This is a genomic window from Cupriavidus taiwanensis, assembly GCF_900250115.1.
Lineage (GTDB): Bacteria > Pseudomonadota > Gammaproteobacteria > Burkholderiales > Burkholderiaceae > Cupriavidus > Cupriavidus taiwanensis_B.
On the sequence record NZ_LT984803.1, the window covers coordinates 2,759,521 to 2,782,428 of the forward strand.

General features: G+C 68.3%; 19 protein-coding genes and 1 tRNA gene. 8 read left to right on the forward strand and 12 right to left on the reverse strand.

The window, feature by feature from the left end:
* Positions 1-6: 6 nt before the first annotated feature.
* Genes CBM2586_RS12875 through CBM2586_RS12900 form a run of 6 tightly spaced genes read right to left on the reverse strand, consistent with a single transcriptional unit; the run spans position 7 to position 6,214 of the window.
* On the reverse strand, positions 7-1,311 hold the full coding sequence (locus CBM2586_RS12875; protein WP_115687900.1) for a sulfate adenylyltransferase subunit 1: 1,305 nt from the start codon (positions 1,309-1,311) through the stop codon (positions 7-9).
* 25 nt (positions 1,312-1,336) lie between these two features.
* The gene (gene cysD, locus CBM2586_RS12880) at positions 1,337-2,302 is read right to left on the reverse strand and encodes a sulfate adenylyltransferase subunit CysD (RefSeq protein WP_092306633.1); all 966 of its coding nucleotides are present in this window, start codon (positions 2,300-2,302) and stop codon (positions 1,337-1,339) included.
* Between the two features lie 12 nt (positions 2,303-2,314).
* On the reverse strand, positions 2,315-3,118 hold the full coding sequence (locus CBM2586_RS12885) for a phosphoadenylyl-sulfate reductase (protein ID WP_115687902.1): 804 nt from the start codon (positions 3,116-3,118) through the stop codon (positions 2,315-2,317).
* Entirely contained in the window at positions 3,115-3,711 is a 597-nt protein-coding gene (locus tag CBM2586_RS12890) for a DUF934 domain-containing protein (protein ID WP_115687904.1), read from the reverse strand. Before CBM2586_RS12890 ends, CBM2586_RS12885 begins: the two co-directional genes overlap by 4 nt.
* Before the next feature lie 18 nt (positions 3,712-3,729).
* Positions 3,730-5,412 (reverse strand): nitrite/sulfite reductase, encoded by a 1,683-nt coding sequence (locus tag CBM2586_RS12895; RefSeq protein WP_115687906.1) that lies wholly within the window; start codon positions 5,410-5,412, stop codon positions 3,730-3,732.
* Between the two features lie 28 nt (positions 5,413-5,440).
* The gene (locus CBM2586_RS12900) at positions 5,441-6,214 is read right to left on the reverse strand and encodes a sulfite exporter TauE/SafE family protein (protein ID WP_115661313.1); all 774 of its coding nucleotides are present in this window, start codon (positions 6,212-6,214) and stop codon (positions 5,441-5,443) included.
* Between the two features lie 164 nt (positions 6,215-6,378).
* Here CBM2586_RS12900 and CBM2586_RS12905 point away from each other — a divergent pair, with 164 nt between their 5' ends.
* The 4 genes from CBM2586_RS12905 to CBM2586_RS12920 all read left to right on the forward strand — a co-directional run bounded on the left by CBM2586_RS12905 (position 6,379) and on the right by CBM2586_RS12920 (position 10,751).
* Positions 6,379-7,320, forward strand: coding sequence for a CysB family HTH-type transcriptional regulator (locus CBM2586_RS12905; protein WP_012353708.1), 942 nt, complete (start codon positions 6,379-6,381; stop codon positions 7,318-7,320).
* A gap of 86 nt (positions 7,321-7,406) precedes the next feature.
* The gene (locus CBM2586_RS12910; protein ID WP_115687908.1) at positions 7,407-8,573 is read left to right on the forward strand and encodes a methyltransferase; all 1,167 of its coding nucleotides are present in this window, start codon (positions 7,407-7,409) and stop codon (positions 8,571-8,573) included.
* Between the two features lie 80 nt (positions 8,574-8,653).
* The gene (locus CBM2586_RS12915) at positions 8,654-9,817 is read left to right on the forward strand and encodes an ABC transporter substrate-binding protein (RefSeq protein ID WP_115661311.1); all 1,164 of its coding nucleotides are present in this window, start codon (positions 8,654-8,656) and stop codon (positions 9,815-9,817) included.
* Positions 9,818-9,869: 52 nt separating this feature from the next.
* Positions 9,870-10,751 (forward strand): NAD(P)-dependent oxidoreductase, encoded by an 882-nt coding sequence (locus CBM2586_RS12920; RefSeq protein WP_115661310.1) that lies wholly within the window; start codon positions 9,870-9,872, stop codon positions 10,749-10,751.
* A 23-nt stretch (positions 10,752-10,774) separates the two neighbouring features.
* Here CBM2586_RS12920 and CBM2586_RS12925 read toward each other — a convergent pair whose 3' ends face one another.
* The gene (locus CBM2586_RS12925; protein ID WP_115661309.1) at positions 10,775-11,695 is read right to left on the reverse strand and encodes an alpha/beta hydrolase; all 921 of its coding nucleotides are present in this window, start codon (positions 11,693-11,695) and stop codon (positions 10,775-10,777) included.
* Positions 11,696-11,858: 163 nt separating this feature from the next.
* Here CBM2586_RS12925 and CBM2586_RS12930 point away from each other — a divergent pair.
* From CBM2586_RS12930 to CBM2586_RS12945, 4 genes are all read left to right on the forward strand, one after another.
* Positions 11,859-11,943: transfer RNA gene (locus CBM2586_RS12930), tRNA-Leu, on the forward strand.
* A gap of 283 nt (positions 11,944-12,226) precedes the next feature.
* Entirely contained in the window at positions 12,227-12,904 is a 678-nt protein-coding gene (locus CBM2586_RS12935) for a M48 family metallopeptidase (RefSeq protein WP_240987938.1), read from the forward strand.
* Positions 12,905-13,320: 416 nt separating this feature from the next.
* Positions 13,321-15,006 carry an aspartate-alanine antiporter gene (aspT, locus tag CBM2586_RS12940; protein WP_115661307.1) on the forward strand — a complete coding sequence of 562 codons (1,686 nt, stop codon included), beginning with the start codon at positions 13,321-13,323 and terminating at the stop codon, positions 15,004-15,006.
* Between the two features lie 94 nt (positions 15,007-15,100).
* Entirely contained in the window at positions 15,101-16,726 is a 1,626-nt protein-coding gene (locus CBM2586_RS12945; RefSeq protein WP_115661306.1) for a bifunctional aspartate transaminase/aspartate 4-decarboxylase, read from the forward strand.
* 291 nt (positions 16,727-17,017) lie between these two features.
* On the opposite strand, the gene hutG is transcribed toward CBM2586_RS12945, so the two are convergent.
* From hutG to hutU, 5 genes are read right to left on the reverse strand one after another with little or no spacing between them, the layout of a single operon-like run.
* Positions 17,018-17,830 (reverse strand): N-formylglutamate deformylase, encoded by an 813-nt coding sequence (gene hutG / locus CBM2586_RS12950; protein WP_115687912.1) that lies wholly within the window; start codon positions 17,828-17,830, stop codon positions 17,018-17,020.
* Between the two features lie 33 nt (positions 17,831-17,863).
* Positions 17,864-19,267 carry a formimidoylglutamate deiminase gene (locus tag CBM2586_RS12955; RefSeq protein WP_115687914.1) on the reverse strand — a complete coding sequence of 468 codons (1,404 nt, stop codon included), beginning with the start codon at positions 19,265-19,267 and terminating at the stop codon, positions 17,864-17,866.
* Positions 19,264-20,517: an imidazolonepropionase gene (hutI, locus tag CBM2586_RS12960; RefSeq protein WP_115687916.1), complete on the reverse strand. Its 1,254-nt coding sequence runs from the start codon at positions 20,515-20,517 to the stop codon at positions 19,264-19,266. The genes CBM2586_RS12955 and hutI overlap by 4 nt, the downstream gene beginning before the upstream one ends.
* Positions 20,514-21,116 (reverse strand): HutD/Ves family protein, encoded by a 603-nt coding sequence (locus tag CBM2586_RS12965; RefSeq protein ID WP_115661302.1) that lies wholly within the window; start codon positions 21,114-21,116, stop codon positions 20,514-20,516. The genes hutI and CBM2586_RS12965 overlap by 4 nt, the downstream gene beginning before the upstream one ends.
* Positions 21,113-22,813: a urocanate hydratase gene (hutU, locus tag CBM2586_RS12970; RefSeq protein WP_115661301.1), complete on the reverse strand. Its 1,701-nt coding sequence runs from the start codon at positions 22,811-22,813 to the stop codon at positions 21,113-21,115. The genes CBM2586_RS12965 and hutU overlap by 4 nt, the downstream gene beginning before the upstream one ends.
* Between the last annotated feature and the right edge of the window lie 95 nt (positions 22,814-22,908).

Below are 22,908 nucleotides of genomic sequence, written 5' to 3' on the forward strand. Positions count from 1 at the left end.
TACCGATCAGGAGAACGCACGGATCATGCCTGCGGCCACCGTGTGGTTGGTTGCCTCGTCGATCAGCACGAAGGCGCCCGTTGCCGGATTGTCGCCGTAGGCGTCGCACACGATCGGCTTCTGCAGCGAGATCTGCACCGAGCCGATATCGTTCAGGCGGATCTCGTGGCGGCCGGTCTCGTGCGACAGCGTGTGCACGTCCAGCACGCGGTCCACCGCCGACACGCGCGCGAACACGCTCGCCGTGGTGTGCTTGAGCACGTACTTGCGCGCCGGGTTCAGCGACTCGTCGTCGAACCAGCACAGGTCGGCCTGCAGCTTCTTGGCGGAGGCCGCGGTCGCGTCGGCGGCAACGAACATGTCACCGCGTGATACATCGACATCCTCGGCCAGGCGTACGGTCACCGTGTCGCCGACGTTGGCCGATTCAGCGGCGCCGTTGGGCGTCAGCACTTCGGCCACCACCGCTTCGCGATTGGCGGGCAGCACGCGCAGCTTCTGGCCGACGCGCACGGTGCCGGCTTCGACGCGGCCGGCATAGCCGCGGAAGTCGTCCGACTGCGAGCCATCCTGGCGGATCACCAGCTGCACCGGGAAGCGCAGCGCGGCGTCGTCTTCGGCCGCGGCTTCTTCCACCGGCAGTTCCTCCAGCAGCGGCAGCAGCGGCTCGCCCTGGTACCACGGCATGGCGTCGCTCTCGTGCACGATGTTGTCGCCGCGCAGCGCGGACACCGGCACGTAGCGCACGTCCTTCAGACCCAGCTGCTCGGCCAGTTCGGCGTAGGCGGTGCGGATCTCGTTGAAGGTCTGCTCGCTGTAGTCGACCAGGTCCATCTTGTTGACGGCGACGATCACGTGCTGGATTTCAAGCAGCTTCAGGATCGCCGAGTGGCGCTTGGTCTGCGCCAGCAGTTCGGCGCGGCCGTCGGTGACGGTCACGCGGGTGGCATCGACCAGCACGATGGCCGCGTGCGCGGTCGAGGCGCCGGTGACCATGTTGCGGGTGTACTGCTCGTGGCCGGGCGTATCCGCGATGATGAACTTGCGGCGCGCGGTCGAGAAGTAGCGATAGGCCACGTCGATGGTGATGCCCTGCTCGCGCTCGGCTTCCAGGCCGTCGGTCAGCAGCGAGAAGTCGATCTGCTCGCCGGCGGTGCGCTTGTTCTTGGCATTGGCCAGCGCGGTCAGCTGGTCGGACAGCACCGCCTTGCTGTCGTACAGCAGACGGCCGATCAGCGTGCTCTTGCCGTCGTCGACCGAGCCGGCGGTGATGAAGCGCAGCAGGCCTTGGTGGGTTGCTTGGTGAGTCATGTCTGGATCCTTTGCTGCGTGCGGCTTAGAAGTAGCCTTCCTTCTTGCGGCGCTCCATCGAGGCTTCGCTGGTCTGGTCGTCCATGCGGGTGGCGCCGCGCTCGGTGATCTCGGTCACCGCGGTCTCGGCGATGATCGCTTCGGGCGAATCGGCCACGCTGGCCACCGGGCAGGTGCAGCTGATGTCGCCGACGGTGCGGAAGCGTACCGACAGCACTTCGCTGACGTCGCCGTCCTGCTTCGGCGTGATCGGCGTGACCGGCACCAGCAGGCCGTTCTTGCGCACCACTTCGCGCTGATGCGCATAGTAGATCGGCGGCAGCGCCAGGTTCTCGCGGGCGATGTACTGCCACACGTCCAGCTCGGTCCAGTTCGAGATCGGGAACACGCGCATCTGCTCGCCCTGCGCCATGCGGGCGTTGTACAGGCTCCACAGCTCGGGGCGCTGGGCCTTCGGGTCCCACTGGCCGAACTCGTCGCGGAACGAGAAGATGCGCTCCTTGGCGCGGGCCTTCTCTTCGTCGCGTCGGGCGCCGCCCATCAGCGCGTCGAACTGGTGCTCGCCGATGGTTTCGAGCAGCGTCACGGCCTGCGCCGCATTGCGCGAATCGGTGTCCTTGCGCAGGCGCACGGTGCCGCGCTTGATCGAGTCCTCGACATGGCCGACCACCAGGCGCGCCCCCAGCTCAGCGACGCGCTGGTCGCGGAACGCGATCACTTCCGGGTAGTTGTGGCCGGTGTCGATATGCACCAGCGGGAACGGCAGCTCGATCTTGCGCTCGCCCAGGCGGAAGGCCTTCAGCGCCAGGTGCAGCATCACGATCGAGTCCTTGCCGCCCGAGAACAGCAGCGCCGGGTTGCGGCACTCGGCCACCACCTCGCGGATGATGTAGATCGATTCCGCCTCGAGGCGGTCGAGATGGTCGTTCTGTACCTGCAACAGGTGGGCCACGCCGGAGGTGGCTTCTGCGATGTCGTTCATGATGCCCATTTTCTTACGGCCTCAATGCTTGATGTTCTGTTCGTGGAGCCCGCACTCTTTCGAGTCCTTCGACTCCCACCACCACCGTCCCGCGCGCACGTCCTCGCCCGCGCGTACCGCGCGCGTACACGGCTCGCAGCCGATGCTGGGATAGCCCTTGGCGTGCAGGTCGTTGAGCGGCACCTGGTGGCGCTTCAGGTAGGCCCACACTTCGGCCTCGCTCCAGTCCGCCAGCGGGTTGAACTTGGGGATGCCGCGGGCTTCGTCCAGTTCTTCGAACGGCAGCTCGGCGCGGGTCACGGCCTGCTCGCGGCGCTGGCCGGTCAGCCAGGCGTCGGCGTGCGACAGCGCGCGGTTGAGCGGCTCGACCTTGCGGATGCCGCAGCACGACTTGCGCGCATCGATGCTGTCGTAGAAGCCGTTCAGTCCATGCTTCTTCAGGTAGTTCTCGACCGCCTCGGCATCCGGCGTGAACTGCTCGATGGTGTAGCCATAGTGCGCCTGCACCTTGTCCAGCACGGCCAGGGTCTCGGCGTGCAGGCGCCCGGTCTGCAGCGTGAACACGCGGATGCCGGCGCGCACGGCTTCGCTGCCGCGCAGGATCGCGTCGGTCAGCACCATGTCCTCGGCCGCCAGGCTCGAGGCAAAGCGCGCGCGGAAGAAGCGGCCGGCGATGCCCGCCAGGCGCTCGTCCAGCTCGCGCTCCTTCTGCGCCAGCGCTTCGATGCTGCCGGTGTACTCGGGCGCGACCCACAGCGCGGGCGGACGCAGCGCCGATACCGCGCCGGCATCCACCACGGGGATATCGCTCAGCACCGTGCTCATGCCGTGGCCTTCGGTTGCGCGGCGGCGTCTTCGGCGCGCGCGCGGCGGAACAGCGGCAGCGGCTCGTCGACCGATGCCTGGTAGGTCACGGTGAACTCGGTAAAGCCCTTGATCGCGTCGTCGATGCTCTTGTCGGCGCGCACGGCGAAGGCGTCGAAGCCGCAGCGCTTCATGAAGTTGAGCTGGTCGCGCAGCACGTCGCCGATGGCGCGCAGCTGGCCTTGCCACTGGTAGCGGGTGCGCAGCAGGTAAGCCGTGGAGAAGCCGCGGCCGTCGCGGAACACCGGGAAGTCCACCGCCACCAGCGATACGCGCTCGAAGTACGCGGCGGCATCGGCCGGCTCGTCTTCCGGGGCCAGCCAAATGCCGGTGCGGGCAGCGTCGCGGCCGGCCAGCAGCGCTTCATTGGCCTGCCACACCGACAGCGGGAACAGCACCGCGTCCTGGCCCTGCGCGGCGGCGGCGATGCGCTCTTCGGTCAGCGGCTGTTCTTCGGTGGCGCGCAGCACGGTCCAGTTGTCTTCGACGATCACCGGGGTGACGTTCGCACTGCCCGTTGCATCCTGGCGTTGCAGTTGAATGATCTTTGCCATGTTCAGTCTCTCCGGTCCTCAGGCTTCGGCGCGCTCGCGCGGCTGCTTGTCGGCATAGACGCGCTCCTTGAACGGAGCGATGCCGATGCGGGACAGGGTTTCGATAAAGCGCTCGTCTTCGATGCGGTTGGCGACGAAGGTGTCGATGATGCGGCTCACCACCTCGGGCATTTCCTCGGCGCTGAACGATGGGCCGATCACCTTGCCCAGCGCGGTCTGGTTGCCCTGGGCGCCGCCCAGCGTGACCTGGTACCACTCCGAACCGTCCTTGTCGACGCCCAGCACGCCGATGTTGCCAACGTGATGGTGGCCGCAGGCGTTGATGCAGCCCGAGATGTTCAGCGAGATCTCGCCCAGGTCGTAGACGTAGTCGAGGTCGTCGAACCGGTCCTGGATCGCCTGCGCGATCGGGATCGACTTGGCGTTGGCCAGCGAGCAGAAATCGCCGCCCGGGCAGGCGATGATGTCGGTCAGCAGGCCGATGTTCGGCGTCGCCAGGCCGGCCTTCTTCGCCAGTTGCCACAGCGCGTACAGGTCGTGCTTCTTCACGTCCGGCAGCACCAGGTTCTGCTCGTGCGCCACGCGCAGCTCGCCGAAGCCGAACTGGTCGGCCAGGTCGGCCACGGTTTCCATCTGCGCGTCGGTGGCATCCCCCGGCGGCGACACCAGGCCCGGCTTGGTCGACAGCGTAACCGCGGCGTAGCCGGGCACCTTGTGGCCGTGCACGCTGCGGCTGACCCAGCGCGCGAAGGCCTTGTCCTCGAGCAGGTGCTTTTCGTACGAGGCATCGGTGTCGGCCAGCTTTTCATACGCCGGCGGCGTGAAGTACTGCGCCACGCGGTCGAACTCGGCCTGCGTGAGCGTGGCCGGGCCGTCCTTGCTGTGCTGCCATTCTTCCTCGACTTCCTGGGCGAACTTGTCGGCGCCGATGGCCTTCACCAGGATCTTGATGCGCGCCTTGTACTTGTTGTCGCGGCGGCCGTAGCGGTTGTACACGCGGATGGCCGACTCGATGTAGGTCAGCATGTGCTGCCAAGGCAGGTCGTCCTTGATGATCGTGCCCAGGATCGGGGTACGGCCCAGGCCGCCGCCGGCCAGGATGCGCAGGCGCACGTCGCCGTCAGCGTTCTTGTAGGCGTAGACGCCGATGTCGTGCATCTGCACCACGGCGCGGTCGTCCTGGGACGCCGAGATCGCGATCTTGAACTTGCGCGGCAGGAAGGCGAATTCCGGCTGGAACGTGCTCCACTGGCGCAGCAGCTCGGCCAGCACGCGCGGATCGACCGACTCGTCCGGCGCCACGCCGGCGAAGTGGTCGGTGGTGATGTTGCGCACGCAGTTGCCCGAGGTCTGGATCGCGTGCATCTCGACGCTGGCGAGCTCGGCCAGCACGTCGGGCACGCGCTCCAGTTCCATCCAGTTGTACTGGATGTTCTGGCGGGTCGAGAAGTGGCCGTAGCCGCGATCGTACTCGCGCGCGATATGGGCCAGCTTGCGCAGCTGCTTGGACGACAGCAGGCCGTACGGAATCGCCACGCGCAGCATGTAGGCGTGGCGCTGCATGTACAGGCCGTTCTGCAGCCGCAGCGGCAGGAATTCTTCCTCGGTCAGTTCGTCCGACAGGCGGCGGCGCACCTGGTCACGGAACTGGGCGACGCGCTCGGCGACGATGCGCTGGTCATATTGGTCGTACTGATACATGGCGGGGTCCGTTCAGTATTCGTTGAATTCAGGAAACGAGCTTGATGGCGACCAGCGTCAGCGTGGTCGCCAGGGCGGCGCGCACCAGCCGCTCGGGCAGCGCCCGCGACAGTTGCGCGCCCAGCCAGATGCCGGGGATCGAACCCACCAGCAGCGCCAGCAGCAAATTCCAGTCGACCGTACCGAGCCACACGTGGCCCAGCCCGGCCAGCGCCGTCAGCGGAACGGCGTAGGCAATGTCGGTGCCGGCCACCTCGGCCGGCTTCATGTGGGGATACAGCAGCAGGATCAGCGTGGCGCCGACCGCGCCGGCACCGATCGACGAGACCGTGACCAGCACGCCGATCACCGCACCGACGATGACGGTGGCAACGACCTGCTTGCGGCCATGCAGCTGGAAGCGCGGATTGCGTTCCAGCCAGGCCAGCATCTGGCGGCGGAACAGCAGCGACAGCACCGTCAGCAGCACCGACACGCCGATGGTCACGCGGATCGCATGCAGCCAGCGGGCGTCGAGCTCGCCGGCGCTCTTCAGCACCAGGATGGCGGCGACGGCCGCGGGCAGGCTGCCGATGCACAGGCGCCGCACCACCTGCCACTGCACGTGGCCGTGGGCGCGATGCGCGATGGTGCCGAAACCCTTGGTGATGGCCGCGAAGGCCAGGTCGGTGCCGACCGCGGTGGCGGGCGAGAAGCCGAACAGCAGCGTCAGCAGCGGCGTCATCAGCGAGCCCCCTCCCACGCCGGTCAGGCCGACGAGGACGCCTACGAACAGACCAGAAACGGTATAGGCCAGGGACATGAGGGACTCGGTGTGGCGTGGCCCGCGGATCGCGCCGTGGAACTGGCCGCGGCGGGAAGGCGCACCGAGGGCAGGCCGTTCATTAACAAAGTTCGAGAATCGTAATAAACTGGCCTCATACCTCAAACTAATAAGAAGTTGTTTGTTTATACGAACGCAGATATATGAACTTGCACCAGTTTCGCTTCGTGCGGGAAGCCGTCCGGCAGAACTACAATCTGACCGAGGCGGCCAAAGCGCTATATACATCACAACCCGGCGTATCCAAGGCCATCATCGAGCTGGAAGAAGAACTGGGGGTCGACATCTTCACGCGTCACGGCAAGCGCATCCGCAGCCTGACCGAGCCGGGCCGCCGCATCCTCAGCTCGGTCGAGAAGATCCTGCAGGAGGTGGAAAGCCTGAAGCGCGTCGGCATGGACTATGCGGCCCAGGACCAGGGCAACTTCACCATCGCCACCACGCACACCCAGGCGCGCTACGCGCTGCCACGCGTAATCAGCGAGTTCACCAAGCGCTATCCCAAGGTGCGGCTGTCGATCCAGCAGGGCAACCCGGCCCAGATCGCCGACATGCTGCTGCATGACCAGGCCGACATCGGCATCGCCACCGAAGGCATCTCCAGCGACAAGAACCTGGTGTCGCTGCCGGGCTACCAGTGGACCCACATGGTGATTACGCCGCCCGAGCACCCGCTGCTGGACAAGAAGCACCTGGCGCTGGAAGACCTGATGGGATACCCGCTGATCACCTATGATGCCAACTTCGCCGGGCGCACCAAGATCGACAAGGCCTTCGCGCTGCGCCACCTGGCGCCGGACATCGTGCTCGAGGCCATCGACGCGGACGTGATCAAGACTTATGTGGAAATCGGGCTGGGCGTGGGCATCGTCGCCGGCGTCGCCTATGATGCCGAGCGCGACCGCAACCTGCGCGGCATTGCCGCCGGGCACCTGTTCGGCAGCAACGTGACCCACCTGGCCGTCAAGCAGGGGGCCTACCTGCGCAGCTTTGTCTACACCTTTATCGAACTGTTCTCGCCGACGCTCAATCGCAAGCTGGTCGAGCAGGCCATGTCCGGCGAACACGAAGCCTACGAACTCTAAGGCGGCACCGCTGCCGCCCCGCTCTATATAAGAAGTCCAGCCACGATGCCTGCCCTGCACATCCCAACCCGCCGCCCGGAGGTCCTGTGAGCGACCTGCCCCGCATCCACTGGACCGAAAACGGCGTCGAGCATAGCGCTGCCTGGCGCTCCGAGGCCGGCCTGCCGCCGCCGCGGCGCGTGGTCGTCGCCGACGACACCACCAGCGCCGATAGCGCCTACCGCCTTGCCTGCGAAGGCACCGCGCTGCTATGGCGAGGCGATTTCCAGAACGCGCGCCAGCTGCTGAACGCGCTGGCCCGCCGCACCGAGCGCAAGCCGAAAAAGGCCAGCCGCCCCGGCAAGGCCCGGGATAAGGCCCGGGACAAGAGCCAGGCCGCGTCGCCCACCGAGGCCTTCCACCTGCACCGGCTGGCGCAGTCGCAGCGGGCGCGCACGCTGGGCATGCTGCTGTTGCCGTTCGAGGCCGGCCACCAGATCCCGCTGCGCCGCGCGCCCGATGTGCATGAGGCATGCGAGCAGGTCTACGGCCCGGCCGGCGAGCCCTACGTGGCCTCGCTGCGCGAGCTGCTGGGCATGATCGGCGCTTTCGAGTGGCGCCGGAAGGGCGTCGAGATTCCGGCGCTGGAAGACCGCATGCATCCGTGGTACGGCGTGTTCTCGCCGGTGCGCGGCGAGTACATCGACCTGGTCGCGGCCGAGCCGCTGCCGGCGCAGACGCTGGCCTTCGATATCGGCACCGGCACCGGCGTGCTGGCCGCGGTGCTGGCCCGCCGCGGCGTGCAGCGCGTGGTGGCCACCGACCAGGACGCGCGCGCGCTGGCCTGCGCGCGCGAGAACATCGCGCGGCTCGGCTACGCCGCGCAGGTCGAGGTGATCGAGGCCGACCTGTTCCCCGCCGGCCGCGCACCGCTGGTGGTATGCAACCCGCCGTGGGTGCCGGCACGGCCGAGCTCGCCGGTCGAGCATGCCGTCTATGACCCCGACAGCGCCATGCTGCGCGGCTTCCTGCAAGGGCTGCCCGATCACCTGGAGCCCGGCGGCGAGGGCTGGCTGCTGCTGTCCGACCTGGCCGAGCACCTCGGCCTGCGCCAGCGCGACGAGCTGACCGGCTGGATCGGGGCGGCCGGGCTGAAGGTGTTGGGCCGCTCCGACATCCGCCCGCGCCACCCGCGCGCGGCCGATGCGGCCGATCCGCTGCACGCCGCGCGCTCCGCCGAAGTGACCTCGCTCTGGCGCCTGGGCGTGCGCTGACATCGCTGCGGCGGGGCCAGGGTGCCCCACCGACCGAGTTCGGCTATCCTTTCCCGTCACATATAAGAACGGAGGAGACCATGCTGAAGCTGCCCCTGCGCCCCCTGCTGCTTGGCGCCACGCTGTTGCTTGCCGGCGCCGCCCGTGCCGACATCCGCGTCGGCATCGACGTGTCCACCACCGGCCCGGCCGCCTCGATCGGCATCCCGTCCAAGAACACCGTGCTGATGTGGCCGCAGACGCTGGGCGGCCAGAAGGCGCACTACATCATCCTGGACGACGGCACTGACCCTGCGGCCGCGGTGCGCAATGTGCGCAAGCTGATCTCCGAGGAAAAGGTCGACGTGATCGTCGGCCCCAACATCACGCCCACCGCCATCGCCGTGCTCGACGCCGTGGCCGAGGGCGAGACCCCGATGGTGGCACTGGCTGCCTCGGCCGCCATCGTCGAGCCGCAGACCGATGCCAAGCGCCGCTGGGCCTTCAAGATGCCGCAGAATGACTCGCACATGGCGACCGTGCTGACCGAGTACATGAGCAACCACGGCGTCAGGACGGTCGGCTTTATCGGCTTTGCCGACGCCTACGGCGAAAGCTGGTGGCGCGAGTTCTCGAAGCTGGCCGAAGTCCGCAAGATCAAGGTCGTCGCCAACGAGCGCTTCTCGCGCAACGACACCTCGGTCACCGGGCAAGTGCTCAAGCTGATGGCGGCCAATCCGGACGCGATCCTGATCGCCGGCGCCGGCACGCCGTCGGTGCTGCCGCAGAAGACGCTGGGCGAGCGCGGCTACAAGGGCAAGGTCTACCAGACCCACGGCATCGCCACCTGGGACTTCCTGCGCATGGGCGGCAAGGACGTGGAAGGCACGCTGTTCCCGACCGGGCCGGTGGTGGTCGCGCGTCAGCTGCCCGAGAGCCATCCGGTGCGCAAGGTGGCGCTGGACTTCGTCAATCGTTACGAAGCAAAGTACGGCGCCGACAGCGTGACCCAGTTCGCCGGCGATGCCTGGGGCGCGTGGATGCTGCTCGACGACGCCGCCCGCCGCGCGCTCAAGAGCGGCGCCCAGCCCGGCACGCGCGAGTTCCGCGCGGCCATGCGCGACGCGCTGGAAACCACCACCAATCTCACCATCCCCAACGGCGTGATGAACCTGAACCCGAAGGACCACCAGGGCTTCGACCAGCGTTCGCGCGTAATGGGGGTGATCCGCAATGGCAAGTTTGCCTACGCGGGCGACAAGTAACCCGCCGCATCAACGCAGCAATGCAACGACGCATCACGAAAGGAAGCATGGCATGAGCACCACTCCCACCCCCCTCACCATCGCCTTTATCGGCCTGGGCGCCATGGGCTCGCACATGGTGCGCCACCTGCTGGCCGCCGGACACACCGTGCGCGCCTTCGTGCGCCGCCCGGAAGCCGCCGAGGCCGCGCGCGCGCTGGGGGCAGAACCGTTCTTCACGCCCGCCGAGGCGGCCCGCGGCGCCAGCGTGGTCTTCACCAACGTGACCTCGTCCGACGATGTGCGCGAGGTGCTGCTGGGTGCGCAGGGCGTGATCCACGGGGCCGCGCGCGGCACCATCTGCGTCGATCACAGCACCATCTCGCCGATCGTCACGCGCGAGATCGCCGCGGCGCTGGCCGCACGGGGCATCGAGGCGCTGGACTGCCCGGTCTCGGGCGGCACCATGGGCGCCGAAGCCGGCACGCTGACCATCATGGCCGGCGGCAAGGCCGAGATGCTGGAACGCGTGCGCCCGCTGCTCGAGCGGCTCGGCAAGACCATCACTCATATCGGCGACCACGGCGCCGGGCAGGTCGCCAAGCTGTGCAACCAGATCGCCCAGGTGGTCAATATCGAAGGCATCGCGGAAGCGATGCGCTTTGCCGCCGCGCAGAACGTCGACACCGGCCGCGTGTTCGAAGCCATGGCGACCGGCATGGCCGGCAGCCGCATGCTCGACCTGATGGGTCCCAAGATGGTGGCGCGCGATTTTGCCGCCGGCATCGAGGCGCGGCTGCACGACAAGGACTTTGGCCTGGCACGCGATATCGCCGCGGAAATCGGCCTGGAGCTGCCGGCGATGCAGGCCACCTCGGCGCAACTGCGCGCGCTGATGGCCAGGGGCTGGGGCAAGGACGATACTTCGTCGCTGCTGCGCGTGCTGGAGGGCTGAGGCCCTCGGCGCGCGGTGGCGGCTCAGCGCTCCATCAGCCGCAGCACCGCTTGCGTGAGGGCACCGTCCGCGCTGGCCAGGCTGTCCAGCACATTGAAATGATGGCAGTCCGGCAGCACCAGGTCGCTCGCCGCCGGATGCGCCACCTTGGCCGGCCACGCCGCGCGGATCAGCGCATGCTGGCGGTGGTATTCGGCCGCCTCCAGCCCGCCCACCGCGATCGCCAGCGGTGCCGCGTCGGCGGGCGCCATGTACGCGGGCGACAGCCGCGCGACATCGGCTTCGGATAACTTCAAGTCGCACTGCAGGAAGGCCGCGCGCCGCAGCGGCTCCAGGTCGTACAGCCCGCTCACCGACAGTCCGCCGCGGACCAGCCCTGCCGGCAGGTCCGCACCGAACTGCGGCCAGCGCGCGGCCATCAGCATCGCCACCAGGTGGCCGCCCACCGAATGCCCCGCCACGTACAGCCGCTGCGGGTCATGGCCCAGCCGGTCCGCCTGCCGGTACAGCCAGGCCACGCTGCGCAGCACCTGCCGCACGATTTCCGGCACCGTCGCCGCCGGCACCAGGGTGTAGTTGACCACCGCCACCGACACCCCCAGCGCCGGCAGTGCGCCGGCGACGAAGCTGTGGTCGTGCTTGTCCAGGGCGCGGTAATAGCCGCCGTGCACGAACACCAGCAGCGGCGGCAAGGCCCCGTTGGCGCGCTGCGCGGGGAAGTAGTCCAGGGTCTCGCCCGCGGCATGGCGCGAGTCCGCTCCGGCGTAGCTCAGGTCCGCCAGGAACGGGGCGCGCGCGCGCACCTGCGCGGACCACTGCGCCCAACGCGCCAGGTGCGCCGGGTTGTCCGGCACATTGGCGCGGTTGTTGTACTCGCGGTCATAGAAGGCGGGGTCCTGCGAGGGCAGGCTGGCAAGGCGCGCAAGCAAGTCTGGATCGGTCATGGCGGTCGGGGTCGGCGCAATCGGTACGGTTGGGGCGCAGGACTGGTCGCCATGCTACCGGATTTGCGTGGCCCCGGACCGGCCCGGCGCCGGTTGTCCGGCAGCGCGATTTCCGGCATAATCCCCGGCTCAGCCCGGCATCGGTTCCGATGCCGTCACACCTGCCCGGGTGGTGAAACAGGTAGACGCAGGGGACTCAAAATCCCCCGCCGCAAGGCGTGTCGGTTCGAGTCCGACCCCGGGCACCATCTCCGGCTCTGCCCGACGTCCGCTCCATCCGCGCATCCCACGCGTCCTTCGCGTGCGCTTCAAGCCGCCTCTCCATGCTATCCCGCATCGGCCCCAGCTTTCGCGCCACCCCGTTTCGCGCCATTGCTGGTCCTGTCGGACTGCGTCCACTGGCACAGCACTGCCGCGCTTCCTATCCTATGGCATTGCCTTCGACCGGAGCCCGACGTGAAACGACTCGCCCCACTTGCCCTTTCCGCCCTCGCCTGTGCCACCCTGCTGGCCGGCTGCGCCGGCGCCGACATGGAAAGCCTGACCCAGGCCGGCGGCAGCCTGTTCACCGCCGCGACGCTGTCGGACAGCAACGTCAAGACGCTGTCGGACCAGTCCTGCGCCGAGATGGACAAGAAGAACACCATCGCGGCGGCCAACAGCACGTACGCGCGGCGCCTGGCCACTGTGATGAGCGGCCTCGGCAATACCGGGCTGCCGCTCGACGCCAAGGTCTACATGACCAAGGACATCAATGCCTGGGCCATGGCCAACGGCTGCGTGCGCGTCTACAGCGGGCTGATGGACCTGCTCAGCGACGACGAGGTGCGTGGCGTGGTCGGCCACGAGATCGGCCACGTGGCGCTGGGCCACACCAAGGCGGCGATGCAGGTGGCCTACACCGCGGCCGCGGCGCGCGGCTTGCTGGGCTCGACCGGCATTGCTTCGCTGACCGCGCTGTCGTCGTCGCAGGTCGGCGCGCTGGCCGAGCAGTTCGTCAATGCGCAGTTCTCGCAGCGCCAGGAAACCGCGGCCGACGATTATTCCTTCGACCTGCTGACGAAGAACGGCGCCAACCGCCAGGCGCTGGCGTCCGCGTTCCGCAAGATGTCGACCCTCGATGGCGGGCAGTCGAGCATGCTGAGCTCGCACCCGGGTTCGCTCGAGCGCGCCAAGCATATCGAAGCGCGCCTCGCCGGCGGGCGCTGAGCCCGGCGCATTTGCCCCTGCCGCCGCACCCGTCCGGGTGAGGCGGCCCCTCCCTCCGGCGGGCATGCGCGCGCATTGTTGCGCGACGCGCCCCAGCTCGCTCTACGCAGCCGCGCACTGTCGTGCGCGCATTGTTGACTGCGTTTAATTCACCGACAAAAGCTTTCACTACGCCGGCCCCGGAGCGGCAGAGATAATCCTCTCGCTGCCTCGACACGGCCATGCCGTCGCACGTGTTGCCCGCGTGCCGACAGCGCAATCGGCCAGCGTCGCATGTTCGCCCTCGCGCCCGGGGCCGGTGCGCCGCACACGCACCGCGACCTCTGCGCGCGCCGCCTGCGAGGCAGAACCCCAGCGCCCCCACGCCCGGATGCCACAACTCGCCCAACCTGCCTCACTCTTTCCAGGAGCCTTCGATGGATTGGTTGCATGAGATTTTCCAGAAGTCGCCGGAGTCTGCGCTGTTCCTTGCGCTGGCGGTCGGCTACGCGATCGGCAAGATCACGTTCGGGCGTTTCCAGCTGGGCGGTGTCGCCGGCTCGCTGCTCGCAGCGGTGGTGATCAGCCAGTTTGGCGTCGAGATCGACAACGGCGTCAAGGCGGTGATGTTCGCCGTCTTCATCTACGCGGTGGGCTATGAAAGCGGCCCGCAGTTCTTCAACTCGCTGAACCGCAGCTCGCTGCGCGAGATCGCCATGGCGGTGTTCATGGCGGTGTGCGGGCTGGTCACGGTGGTGGTGCTGGCCAAGCTGTTCCATCTCGACAAGGGCCTGGCCGCGGGCCTGGCCGCCGGCGGCATGACGCAGTCGGCCATCATCGGCACTGCGGGCGACGCCATCACCAAGCTGGGCCTGCCACCAGACCAGGTCAAGACCCTGCAGGCCAACGTCGCCGTCGGCTATGCGGTGACCTATGTGTTCGGCTCGCTCGGCGCGATCATCGTCTGCGTCAACATCCTGCCGCGCTTCATGAAGGCGGACCTGAAGACGGATGCCAAGAAGGTCGAGGCCAAGCTCAACGGCGGCCTGCCGCAGTACGGCCCGGGCCAGCGCGGCGCGCTGCCGCGGCTGGTCGGCCGGTTGTATCGCATCAACGATGCTTCCGGACAGACCGTCGCGCAGCTGGAGATGGGCGGCGAGGACCTGGTCACCGTGGAAAAGGTGCAGCGCGCCGGCAAGCAGCTCGAGGTCACGCAGGACCTGGTGCTGCAGCACGACGACCTGGTGCTGCTGGTCGGCCGCCGCGATGCCATCGTGCCGGCGGCCGCGCAGATCGGCGAGGAAGTCGCCGATGCCGACGGCATGGGCGCGGTGATGCAGTCGCGCAACGTGGTGTTCACCGCCAAGGGCATGAACAACAAGACCGTGGCGGAGATCGTCGAGATGGTCGGGCGCGACATGCGCCATGGCGTCTATATCGAGCGCATCGAGCGCTATGACCACCCGCTGCCGCTGTTGCCGGAACTGAAGCTGCAGCACGGCGACATCCTCACGCTGTACGGCACCCCCGCCGACACCAAGCGCGCGGCGGGGATGGCCGGCTACGAGCTGGTGCCCAGCGAGAAGACGGACTTCGTCTACTTCGGCGCCGGCGTGCTGGTGGGCTTGCTCATCGGCCTGCTGGTCTGGCGCATCGGCTCGATACCGCTGACGCTGGGCGCCGGCGGCGGCGCGCTGCTGTCGGGCCTGGTGTTCGGCTGGGCCCGCTCCAAGCACAAGATGTTCGGCGCCATGCCGACCGCCGCGTGCCAGCTGCTGAAGGACTTCGGCCTGGCCGCGTTCGTCGCCATCGTCGGCATCAATTCCGGCCTGCAGGCCGTGACCACGCTGCGCCAGAGCGGCCTGACCATCTTCATCCTGGGCGCGGTGGTAACGCTGCTGCCGCTGTTCCTGACCATGCTGTTCGGCCGCTACGTGCTGAAGTACGACAACGCCGCGCTGCTGGCCGGCGCGCTGGCCGGCTCGCGCAGCGCCAACCCCGCCTTCGGCGGCATCCTCGACAAGGCCGAAAGCCCGGTGCCGACGGTGCCGTTCGCCATCACCTACGCGCTCGCCAACGTGCTGCTGACGCTGCTGGGCCCGCTGGTGGTGGGCCTGGTCTAGCGTTCTTCCCTTTGCCCTCTCCGCTGCTGCGCGGGCGGTGCCACCGGTGCCAGCCCGCCAACCCAACCGACAAGCGTCTACACAGGAGCAAGCCATGAGCAAGTTCGATATCTCCAAGCTGTCCAGCCTCTCGCCGTTCGAACTGAAGGATGAACTGATCAAGCTGGCCAGCAGCGACGCCGAGCGCCTGATGCTCAACGCCGGCCGCGGCAACCCCAATTTCCTGGCGACGGTGCCGCGCCACGGCTTCTGGCAACTGGGCCTGTTCGCGATGCGCGAATCGGAGCGCTCGTTCTCGTACATGCCGGAGGGCGTCGGCGGGTTCCCGCGCCGCGATGGCATCGAGGAACGCTTCCACCTGTTCGCGCGCGAATTCGCCGACACCCCGGGCGTGAAGTTCCTGGCCGGCGCCGTATCGTACGTGCGCGACCAGCTCGGCCTGAACGCAGGCGACTTCCTCTACGAGATGTGCGAAGGCATCCTCGCCTGCAACTATCCGGTGCCGGACCGCATGCTGAAGCTGTCCGAGACCATCGTCGGCCAGTACATCCGCAAGGAGATGATCGGCGACCATCCGTTCATCGGCGACTTCGACCTGTTCGCGGTCGAGGGCGGCACCGCCGCCATGACCTACCTGTTCAACACCATCCGAGAGAACCACCTGCTCAAGGCCGGCGACACCATCGCGCTGGGCATGCCGATCTTCACGCCGTACATCGAGATCCCGGAACTGAACGACTACCAGCTGGTGGAGCTGTCGGTCGATGCCGACCCGGATTCGCGCTGGCAGTATTCGAAGGAGCAGCTCGACAAGCTGCGCGACCCCAAGGTCAAGGCCTTCTTCCTGGTCAACCCGAGCAATCCGCCGTCGGTCCGCATGAGCGACGAGAGCCTGGAGTACCTGGCCTCGATCATCGAGGAACGGCCCGACCTGATCATCCTGACCGACGACGTCTACGGCACCTTTGCCGACCACTTCGTCTCGCTGTTCGCGATGTGCCCGCGCAACACCATCCTGGTGTACTCGTTCTCGAAGTACTTCGGCGCGACCGGCTGGCGCCTGGGCGTGATCGCCACGCATCGCGACAACATCTTCGACTTGCAGATCGGCCAGCTGCCGGATGCGCAGCGTCAGCAGTTGAACAAGCGCTACAGCTCGATCACGACCGAGCCGGAGAAGCTCAGGTTCATCGACCGCCTCGTCGCCGACAGCCGCACCGTGGCGCTGAACCACACCGCCGGCCTGTCGACGCCGCAGCAGGTGCAGATGGTGCTGTTCTCGCTGTTCTCGCTGATGGATACGCCGGATAACTACAAGAACGCGATGAAGCGGCTGATCCGCAGCCGCAAGGCCGCCTTGTATCGCGAGATCGGCATCGCGCCGGAAAGCGATGATCCGAACGCGGTCGACTACTACACGCTGCTCGATATCGAGCAGCTGGGCGGCAAGGCGATCGGGCCGGACTTCGTCAAATGGATCATGAACTCGGTCGAGCCCAACGAGCTGCTGTTCCAGCTGGCCGACGAGGCCGGCGTGGTGCTGCTGCCGGGCCGCGGCTTCGGCACCCGCCATCCGTCCGGACGGGTCTCGCTGGCCAACCTGAACGAAGCGGACTACGCCAAGATCGGGCGCTCGATCCGCAAGCTGTTCGAAACCTATGTGGATAAGTACAACGAGGTCACCGGCAACAAGGCGAACAAGCACGTGGTGAAGAAGTAAGCCGGGACCGGCTTGCCCCGGGCCCGGCATCGCGCCGGGCCTTTTTTTGGTTCATCGCCAAATTCCGGGGATGATGTGGATGCGCAGGGATTGATGCGGTTGACTTCGTGGATGTGCCGGCCCTCCCCCCCCGGCCCTCTCCCGCACGCGGGAGAGGGGAGAAAACATGCGGAAGAAGACCGGCCGTTGGGCTCGGCCGCGACAACGCCATGCGAGCGCAGCGACGCACTCCGTGCCCGAGCCCACGACCTGAGATAGGGAGCGCGCGCAGCGCAGCCGAAGGCGTCCCACTCAGCGCGACTCGACGAACTCCAGCACCGTCGCCAGCATGCCCCGCAGCGCCGGCTGCAGCGCCGACGCCCGCGCCTCGTCGTAGGCGAACGGATACACCTCGCTCATGTAGGCGGACTGCGACAGCTCCAGCTGCACCGCATGCACGCCGTCGGCCGGCTTGCCGTATTGCCGCGTGATGTAGCCGCCCTTGAAGCGCCCGTTGAGCACCGCGGTATGGCCCGGCACCGCGCTGGCCTGTTCCAGCAGCCGGCCGGCGAGCGCGGCGTCGCAGCTGTCGCCGTTGGCGGTGCCGAGGTTGAAGTCGGGCAGCTTGCCGTCGAAGAAGCGCGGCAGCACCGAACGGATCGAATGCGCGTCCCACAGCGCGACCGTGCCATGCGCTGCCCGCAGCCGTGCCAGCTCGTCGGCCAGCGCCTGGTGGTAGGGGCGCCAGATCGCATCGCGGCGCGCGGCGATCTCGGCGTCGTCGGGACCGTTGCCGTCGGCGTATAGCGCCGTCTTGTCGAAGGTGTCGACCGGGCACAGCCCGGTGGTGTCCTGGCCGGGATACAGGTTGGCGTTGTCCGGCGGGCGGTTCAGGTCGACCACGTAGCGCGAGTGGGTGGCCGCCAGCACCGACGCGCCGAGTTCGCGGGCGAAATCGTACAGGCGTTCCAGGTGCCAGTCGGTGTCGGGCACGGTGCGGGCTTCGGCGGTCAGACGCTGCGAGACCGATGCGGGCAGAAGCGTGCCGACATGCGGCATCGATACCAGCAACGGGCGCGTGCCCCGGTGCAGGGTGAAGGCGGGGGTATCGGTGGTAAAGGACATGGTGGTTGCAATGCTGTGGGCGTGCGCCCGGTTTCAGTCGGCCAGCAGGCTGGCGCGCGCCGCGATGAACAGGCGTCCGGCGTCCGCCTGCAGCGGATGCGCGCCATGCTGCACGCGGCTGCGGCCGGCGGTGCGGACTTCCGCTAGTGTCTCATGGCCGTGGCAGGCGAACACGTGCGTGGCCAGTGCCTGCGGCCCGTCGAGTCCCGCCAGCGTCGGATGCGCGCCGTCCAGCACCACGAAATCGGCCTGCTGGCCCGCTGCCAGTCCGGCCACCGCGCGGCCCGACGCACGTGCGCCGCCGGCCACCGCTTCCAGGTACAGGCGGTCGGCCACCTGCGCGTGGGTGTCGGATGCGAGCACGTTGCGGCGCTGCAGGCCCAGCCGCTGCCCGTACTCGAACAGCCGCAACTCCTCCGCCACGCTGACGCTGGCATGGCTGTCCGAGCCGATGCCCCACGCGCCCCGCTGTGCCAGGTAGGGCGCGGCCTCGAACACGCCGTCGCCCAGGTTGGCCTCGGTGGTCGGGCAGATGCCGGCCACCGCGCCGCTGTGCGCGAGGCGCCGGCGCTCGTCCCAGTCCATGTGGGTGGCATGCACCAGGCACCAGCGCGCGTCGACTTCAACATGGTCGAACAGCCACGTCACCGGCCGCGTGCCCGACCACGCGATGCAGTCGTCGACCTCCTTCTGCTGCTCGGCGATATGGATATGGACCGGCGCCTGCGCGTCGAGCGCGCGCAGTCCCGCCAGCGCGTGCGCCAGGCTTGCCTCCGGCACCGCGCGCAGCGAGTGCGGTGCCAGCCCGAGGCGCGCGCCGGACTGCGCGCACGCCGGATGCAGCCGTTCCAGCAGCTTCAGCATGGCATCGGTATCGTGCAGGAAGCGCTGCTGTCCGGCCAGCGGCGGCTGGCCGCCAAAGCCCGCGCTCTGGTACAGCACCGGCAGCAGCGTCATGCCGATGCCGGTGCGCTGCGCCGCGCGCAGCAGTCGCAGCGACATCTCGGCGGCATCGGCGTAGGGCCTGCCGTCCTCATCGTGATGCACGTAGTGGAATTCGCACACGCTGGTGTAGCCCGCGCGCAGCATCTCGATATAGAGCTGCGTGGCGATTGCTTCCAGCGTGTCGGGCGAGAGCCGCTGTGCGAAGCGGTACATCAGCGTGCGCCAGCTCCAGAACGAATCGGCGCCGGCCGGATCCTCGCCCTGCGGGCAGCTGCGGAACTCCGTCAGGCCGGCAAAGCCGCGCTGGAACGCATGCGAATGCAGGTTGGGCATGCCCGGCAGCACCGGGCCCGCCGCCAGCGGCACGCCGGCGCCGCGCGCCGCCCCCGGCTGCACGGCGGTGAAGCGGCCCTGCTCATCCCAGGCCAGCAGCACGTCGCGGGCCCAGCCGTCCGGCAGCAGTGCGAATGGCGCAAACAGTTGCGCGCTCATGCCGCAGCTCCCGCGCAACCATGGACGCGCCCCTGGCGCACCACCGTCGCGACCGGATTGCGGCCGAACCAGTACGCCAGCTCGGCGGGCGAATCGATGCGCCACAGCGCGAAATCGGCCATCCGTCCCACTGCCAGGCGCCCATGGCGATCGGCCGCGCCCAAGGCGCGCGCGGCGTGCGCGGTGACGCCGGCCAGCGCTTCGGGCACGGTCAGGCGGAACAGCGTGCACGCCATATTCATCATCAGCAGCAGCGAAGTCACCGGCGAGGTGCCGGGGTTGTGGTCGGTGGAAATCGCCATCGGTACGCCGTACTGGCGCAGCAGCGCGATCGGCGGCAGTTTGGTGTCGCGCAGGAAGTAGTAGGCGCCCGGCAGCAGCACCGCGACCGTGCCGGCCTCAGCCATCGCGGCCACGCCCGCTTGGTCCAGATGCTCGAGATGGTCGGCCGAGAGCGCGCGATGGCGTGCCGCCAGCGCGGCGCCGCCCAGGTTGCTGAGCTGCTCCGCATGCAGCTTGACGCGCAGCCCATGGCGCGCGGCGGCGTCGAACACCCGCTCCGTCTGCGCGATCGAGAAGCCGATCGACTCGCAGAAGGCATCGACGGCATCGACCAGGCCCTCGCCGGCCAGCGCCGGCAGCATGGTGTTGCAGACCAGCTCGATATAGTCGTCGGCACGGCCCGCGTATTCCGGCGGCAGCGCGTGCGCGCCGAGGAAGGTGTTGTAGACCGAAATGCCGAAGTGCTGGCCCAGCCGGCGCGCCACGCGCAGCTGCTTGCGCTCCGATTCCAGGTTCAGGCCATAGCCGGACTTGATCTCGATGGCGGTGACGCCCTCGGCCAGCAGTGGCTGCAAGCGCGCCCCGGCCTGTGCGAACAGCGTGTCTTCGTCGGCGCCGCGCGTGGCGCGCACCGTCGACACGATGCCGCCGCCGGCGCGTGCGATCTCTTCATAGCCGGCGCCGGCCAGGCGCATGGCGAATTCGTCGGCACGCTGGCCGCCGTAGACCAGGTGGGTGTGGCAATCGACCAGCCCCGGGGTGATCCAGGCACCGTTGGCGTCATGGCGCGGCGCACCGCGCCAGGCCTCGGGCAAGTCCGCTGCCGCGCCGAGCCAGGCGATGCGGCCGTGCTCGACCACCAGCGCGGCATCGCGGATCGCCTGCGCGGGATCGGCGTCGGGCAGCAGGTGGCAGTTGTGCCAGACACCGTCCGCGCTGGGCGCGGAGGATACAGAGGGCAAGGTCATTGAGCGGACTCCATCTCCAGGGTGACGCACAGGCACAGCGCCGCGTCACCGACAGGTTCAAACGCGAGGGTCGATGCGCAAGCCGCGGCCCCGGCCAGCAGGCCGTCGCCCGGTTGCAGCAGCGTGGCGGCGTGCTGCGCCTGCCAGGCACCGTTGACGGCCAGCAGGCATAGCGTGTGGCTGCCGGTGCTGACCGCAAACGCCGCGCGGAACGCCTCGACGCGCGCACGGCAGTGTCCGCGCCGCGTCATCACGTTGAAATCGCGCGTGGCACCGTCGCGCAGCGTCGCCTGCAGGCTGGTGTCGCCGGAAAACGCGAACGGCTCGCCGACGCCGGCCAGGGGGTGGCTGAAGCTGCCGTCGTCCGCGCGCAGCGTCACGCCCGCGCCGTCGAGCAGCACGATCTGGCGGTCGATGCCCGGGAACGCCGAGAACGGGCCGTCGCGTTCGATATCGGCCACGCTCAGGCGCCAGACAAAGTCATCCATGCCTGCACCCGGCGGCCACACCGCGATCTCGCGCGTGTTGCCGCCACCGTTCTTCCAGCGCGTGGGCGCGATCTCAGCCAGGGCGAAGGCTTGCAACAGCGCCGGGCTCATGCGCCCTTCACCATCGGCAGGTCCAGGCCCTTCTCGTGCGCGCAGGCGATGGCGAGGTCATAGCCCGCATCGGCATGGCGCATCACGCCGGTGGCCGGATCGTTCCACAGCACGCGCTCGATACGCTTTGCCGCCGCCTGGGTGCCGTCGCACACGATCACCACGCCGGAGTGTTGCGAGAAGCCCATGCCTACGCCGCCGCCGTGGTGCAGGCTGACCCAGGTCGCGCCGCCGGCAGTGTTCAGCAGCGCGTTCAGCAGCGGCCAGTCCGACACCGCATCGGAGCCGTCGCGCATCGCTTCGGTCTCGCGGTTCGGCGACGCCACCGAGCCGCAGTCCAGATGGTCGCGGCCGATCACCACCGGCGCCTTCAACTCGCCCGACCTCACCATCTCGTTGAAGGCCAGCCCCGCGCGGTGGCGCTCGTCCAGGCCCACCCAGCAGATCCGCGCCGGCAGGCCCTGGAAGGCGATGCGGTCGTGCGCCATGTCGAGCCAGCGGTGCAGGGGCTTGTCGTCGGGGAACAGCTCCTTCATCTTGGCGTCGGTCTTGTAGATATCCTCGGGATCGCCCGACAGCGCGACCCAGCGGAACGGGCCCTTGCCGCGGCAGAACAGCGGGCGGATATAGGCCGGCACGAAACCGGGGAAATCGAAGGCATTCTGCACGCCTTCGTCGAAAGCCACCTGGCGGATGTTGTTGCCGTAGTCCACCGTCGGCACCCCCATCTTCTGGAAGTCGAGCATGGCCTGCACGTGCCTGGCGATCGACGGGCGCGCGGCGGCTTCCACCGACTTGGGATCGTGCTGGCGCGCCTGCTCCCACTGCGCGACGGTCCAGTCTTGCGGCAGGTAGCCGTTGACCAGGTCATGCGCCGAGGTCTGGTCGGTAACGATATGCGGGCGCATGCCGCCGGCCTGCGCGCGCTTGGCCAGTTCCGGCACGATGTCGGCGGCGTTGCCGAGCAGGCCGACCGAAATCGCTTCCTTGTTTGCCGTGGCCTCGGCGATCATCGCCAGTGCCTGGTCCAGCGTGGTGGCCTTCTTGTCGAGATAGCGCGTGCGGATGCGGAAGTCGATGCGCGATTCCTGGCACTCGATCGCGAGCACGCACGCACCCGCCAGCACGCCCGCCAGCGGCTGCGCCCCGCCCATGCCGCCCAGGCCGGCGGTCAGGATCCACTTGCCCGACAGGTCGCCGTTGTAGTGCTGGCGGCCGGCCTCGACAAAGGTCTCGTAGGTGCCCTGCACGATGCCCTGCGTGCCGATGTAGATCCACGAGCCCGCGGTCATCTGGCCGTACATCATCAGCCCGGCGCGATCAAGTTCGTTGAACTTGTCCCAGGTAGCCCAGTGCGGCACCAGGTTGGAGTTGGCGATCAGCACGCGCGGCGCGTCCGGGTGCGTGCGGAACACACCGACCGGCTTGCCCGACTGCACCAGCAGCGACTCGTCTTCACCGAGGCGACGCAGGCTGTCGAGGATGGCGTCGAAGCATTCCCAGTTGCGCGCGGCCTTGCCGATGCCGCCGTACACCACCAGGTCCTGCGGGCGCTCGGCCACGTCAGGGTCCAGGTTGTTCTGGATCATGCGGTACGCGGCTTCGATCAGCCAGTTCTTGCAGTGCAGCCGGGTGCCGCGCGGCGCGCGGATCTCGCGCTGGCCGCGTTGCAGGGATTGGGATTCGGGAGCGTTCATGTTGTGTTCTCCATTGGATAGCGCTGGTGGCGCGATCGATTCAGACTGGTGCCACTTGGTACGAGATAGCCCGTGGAAGCACTGGCCCTCTCCCC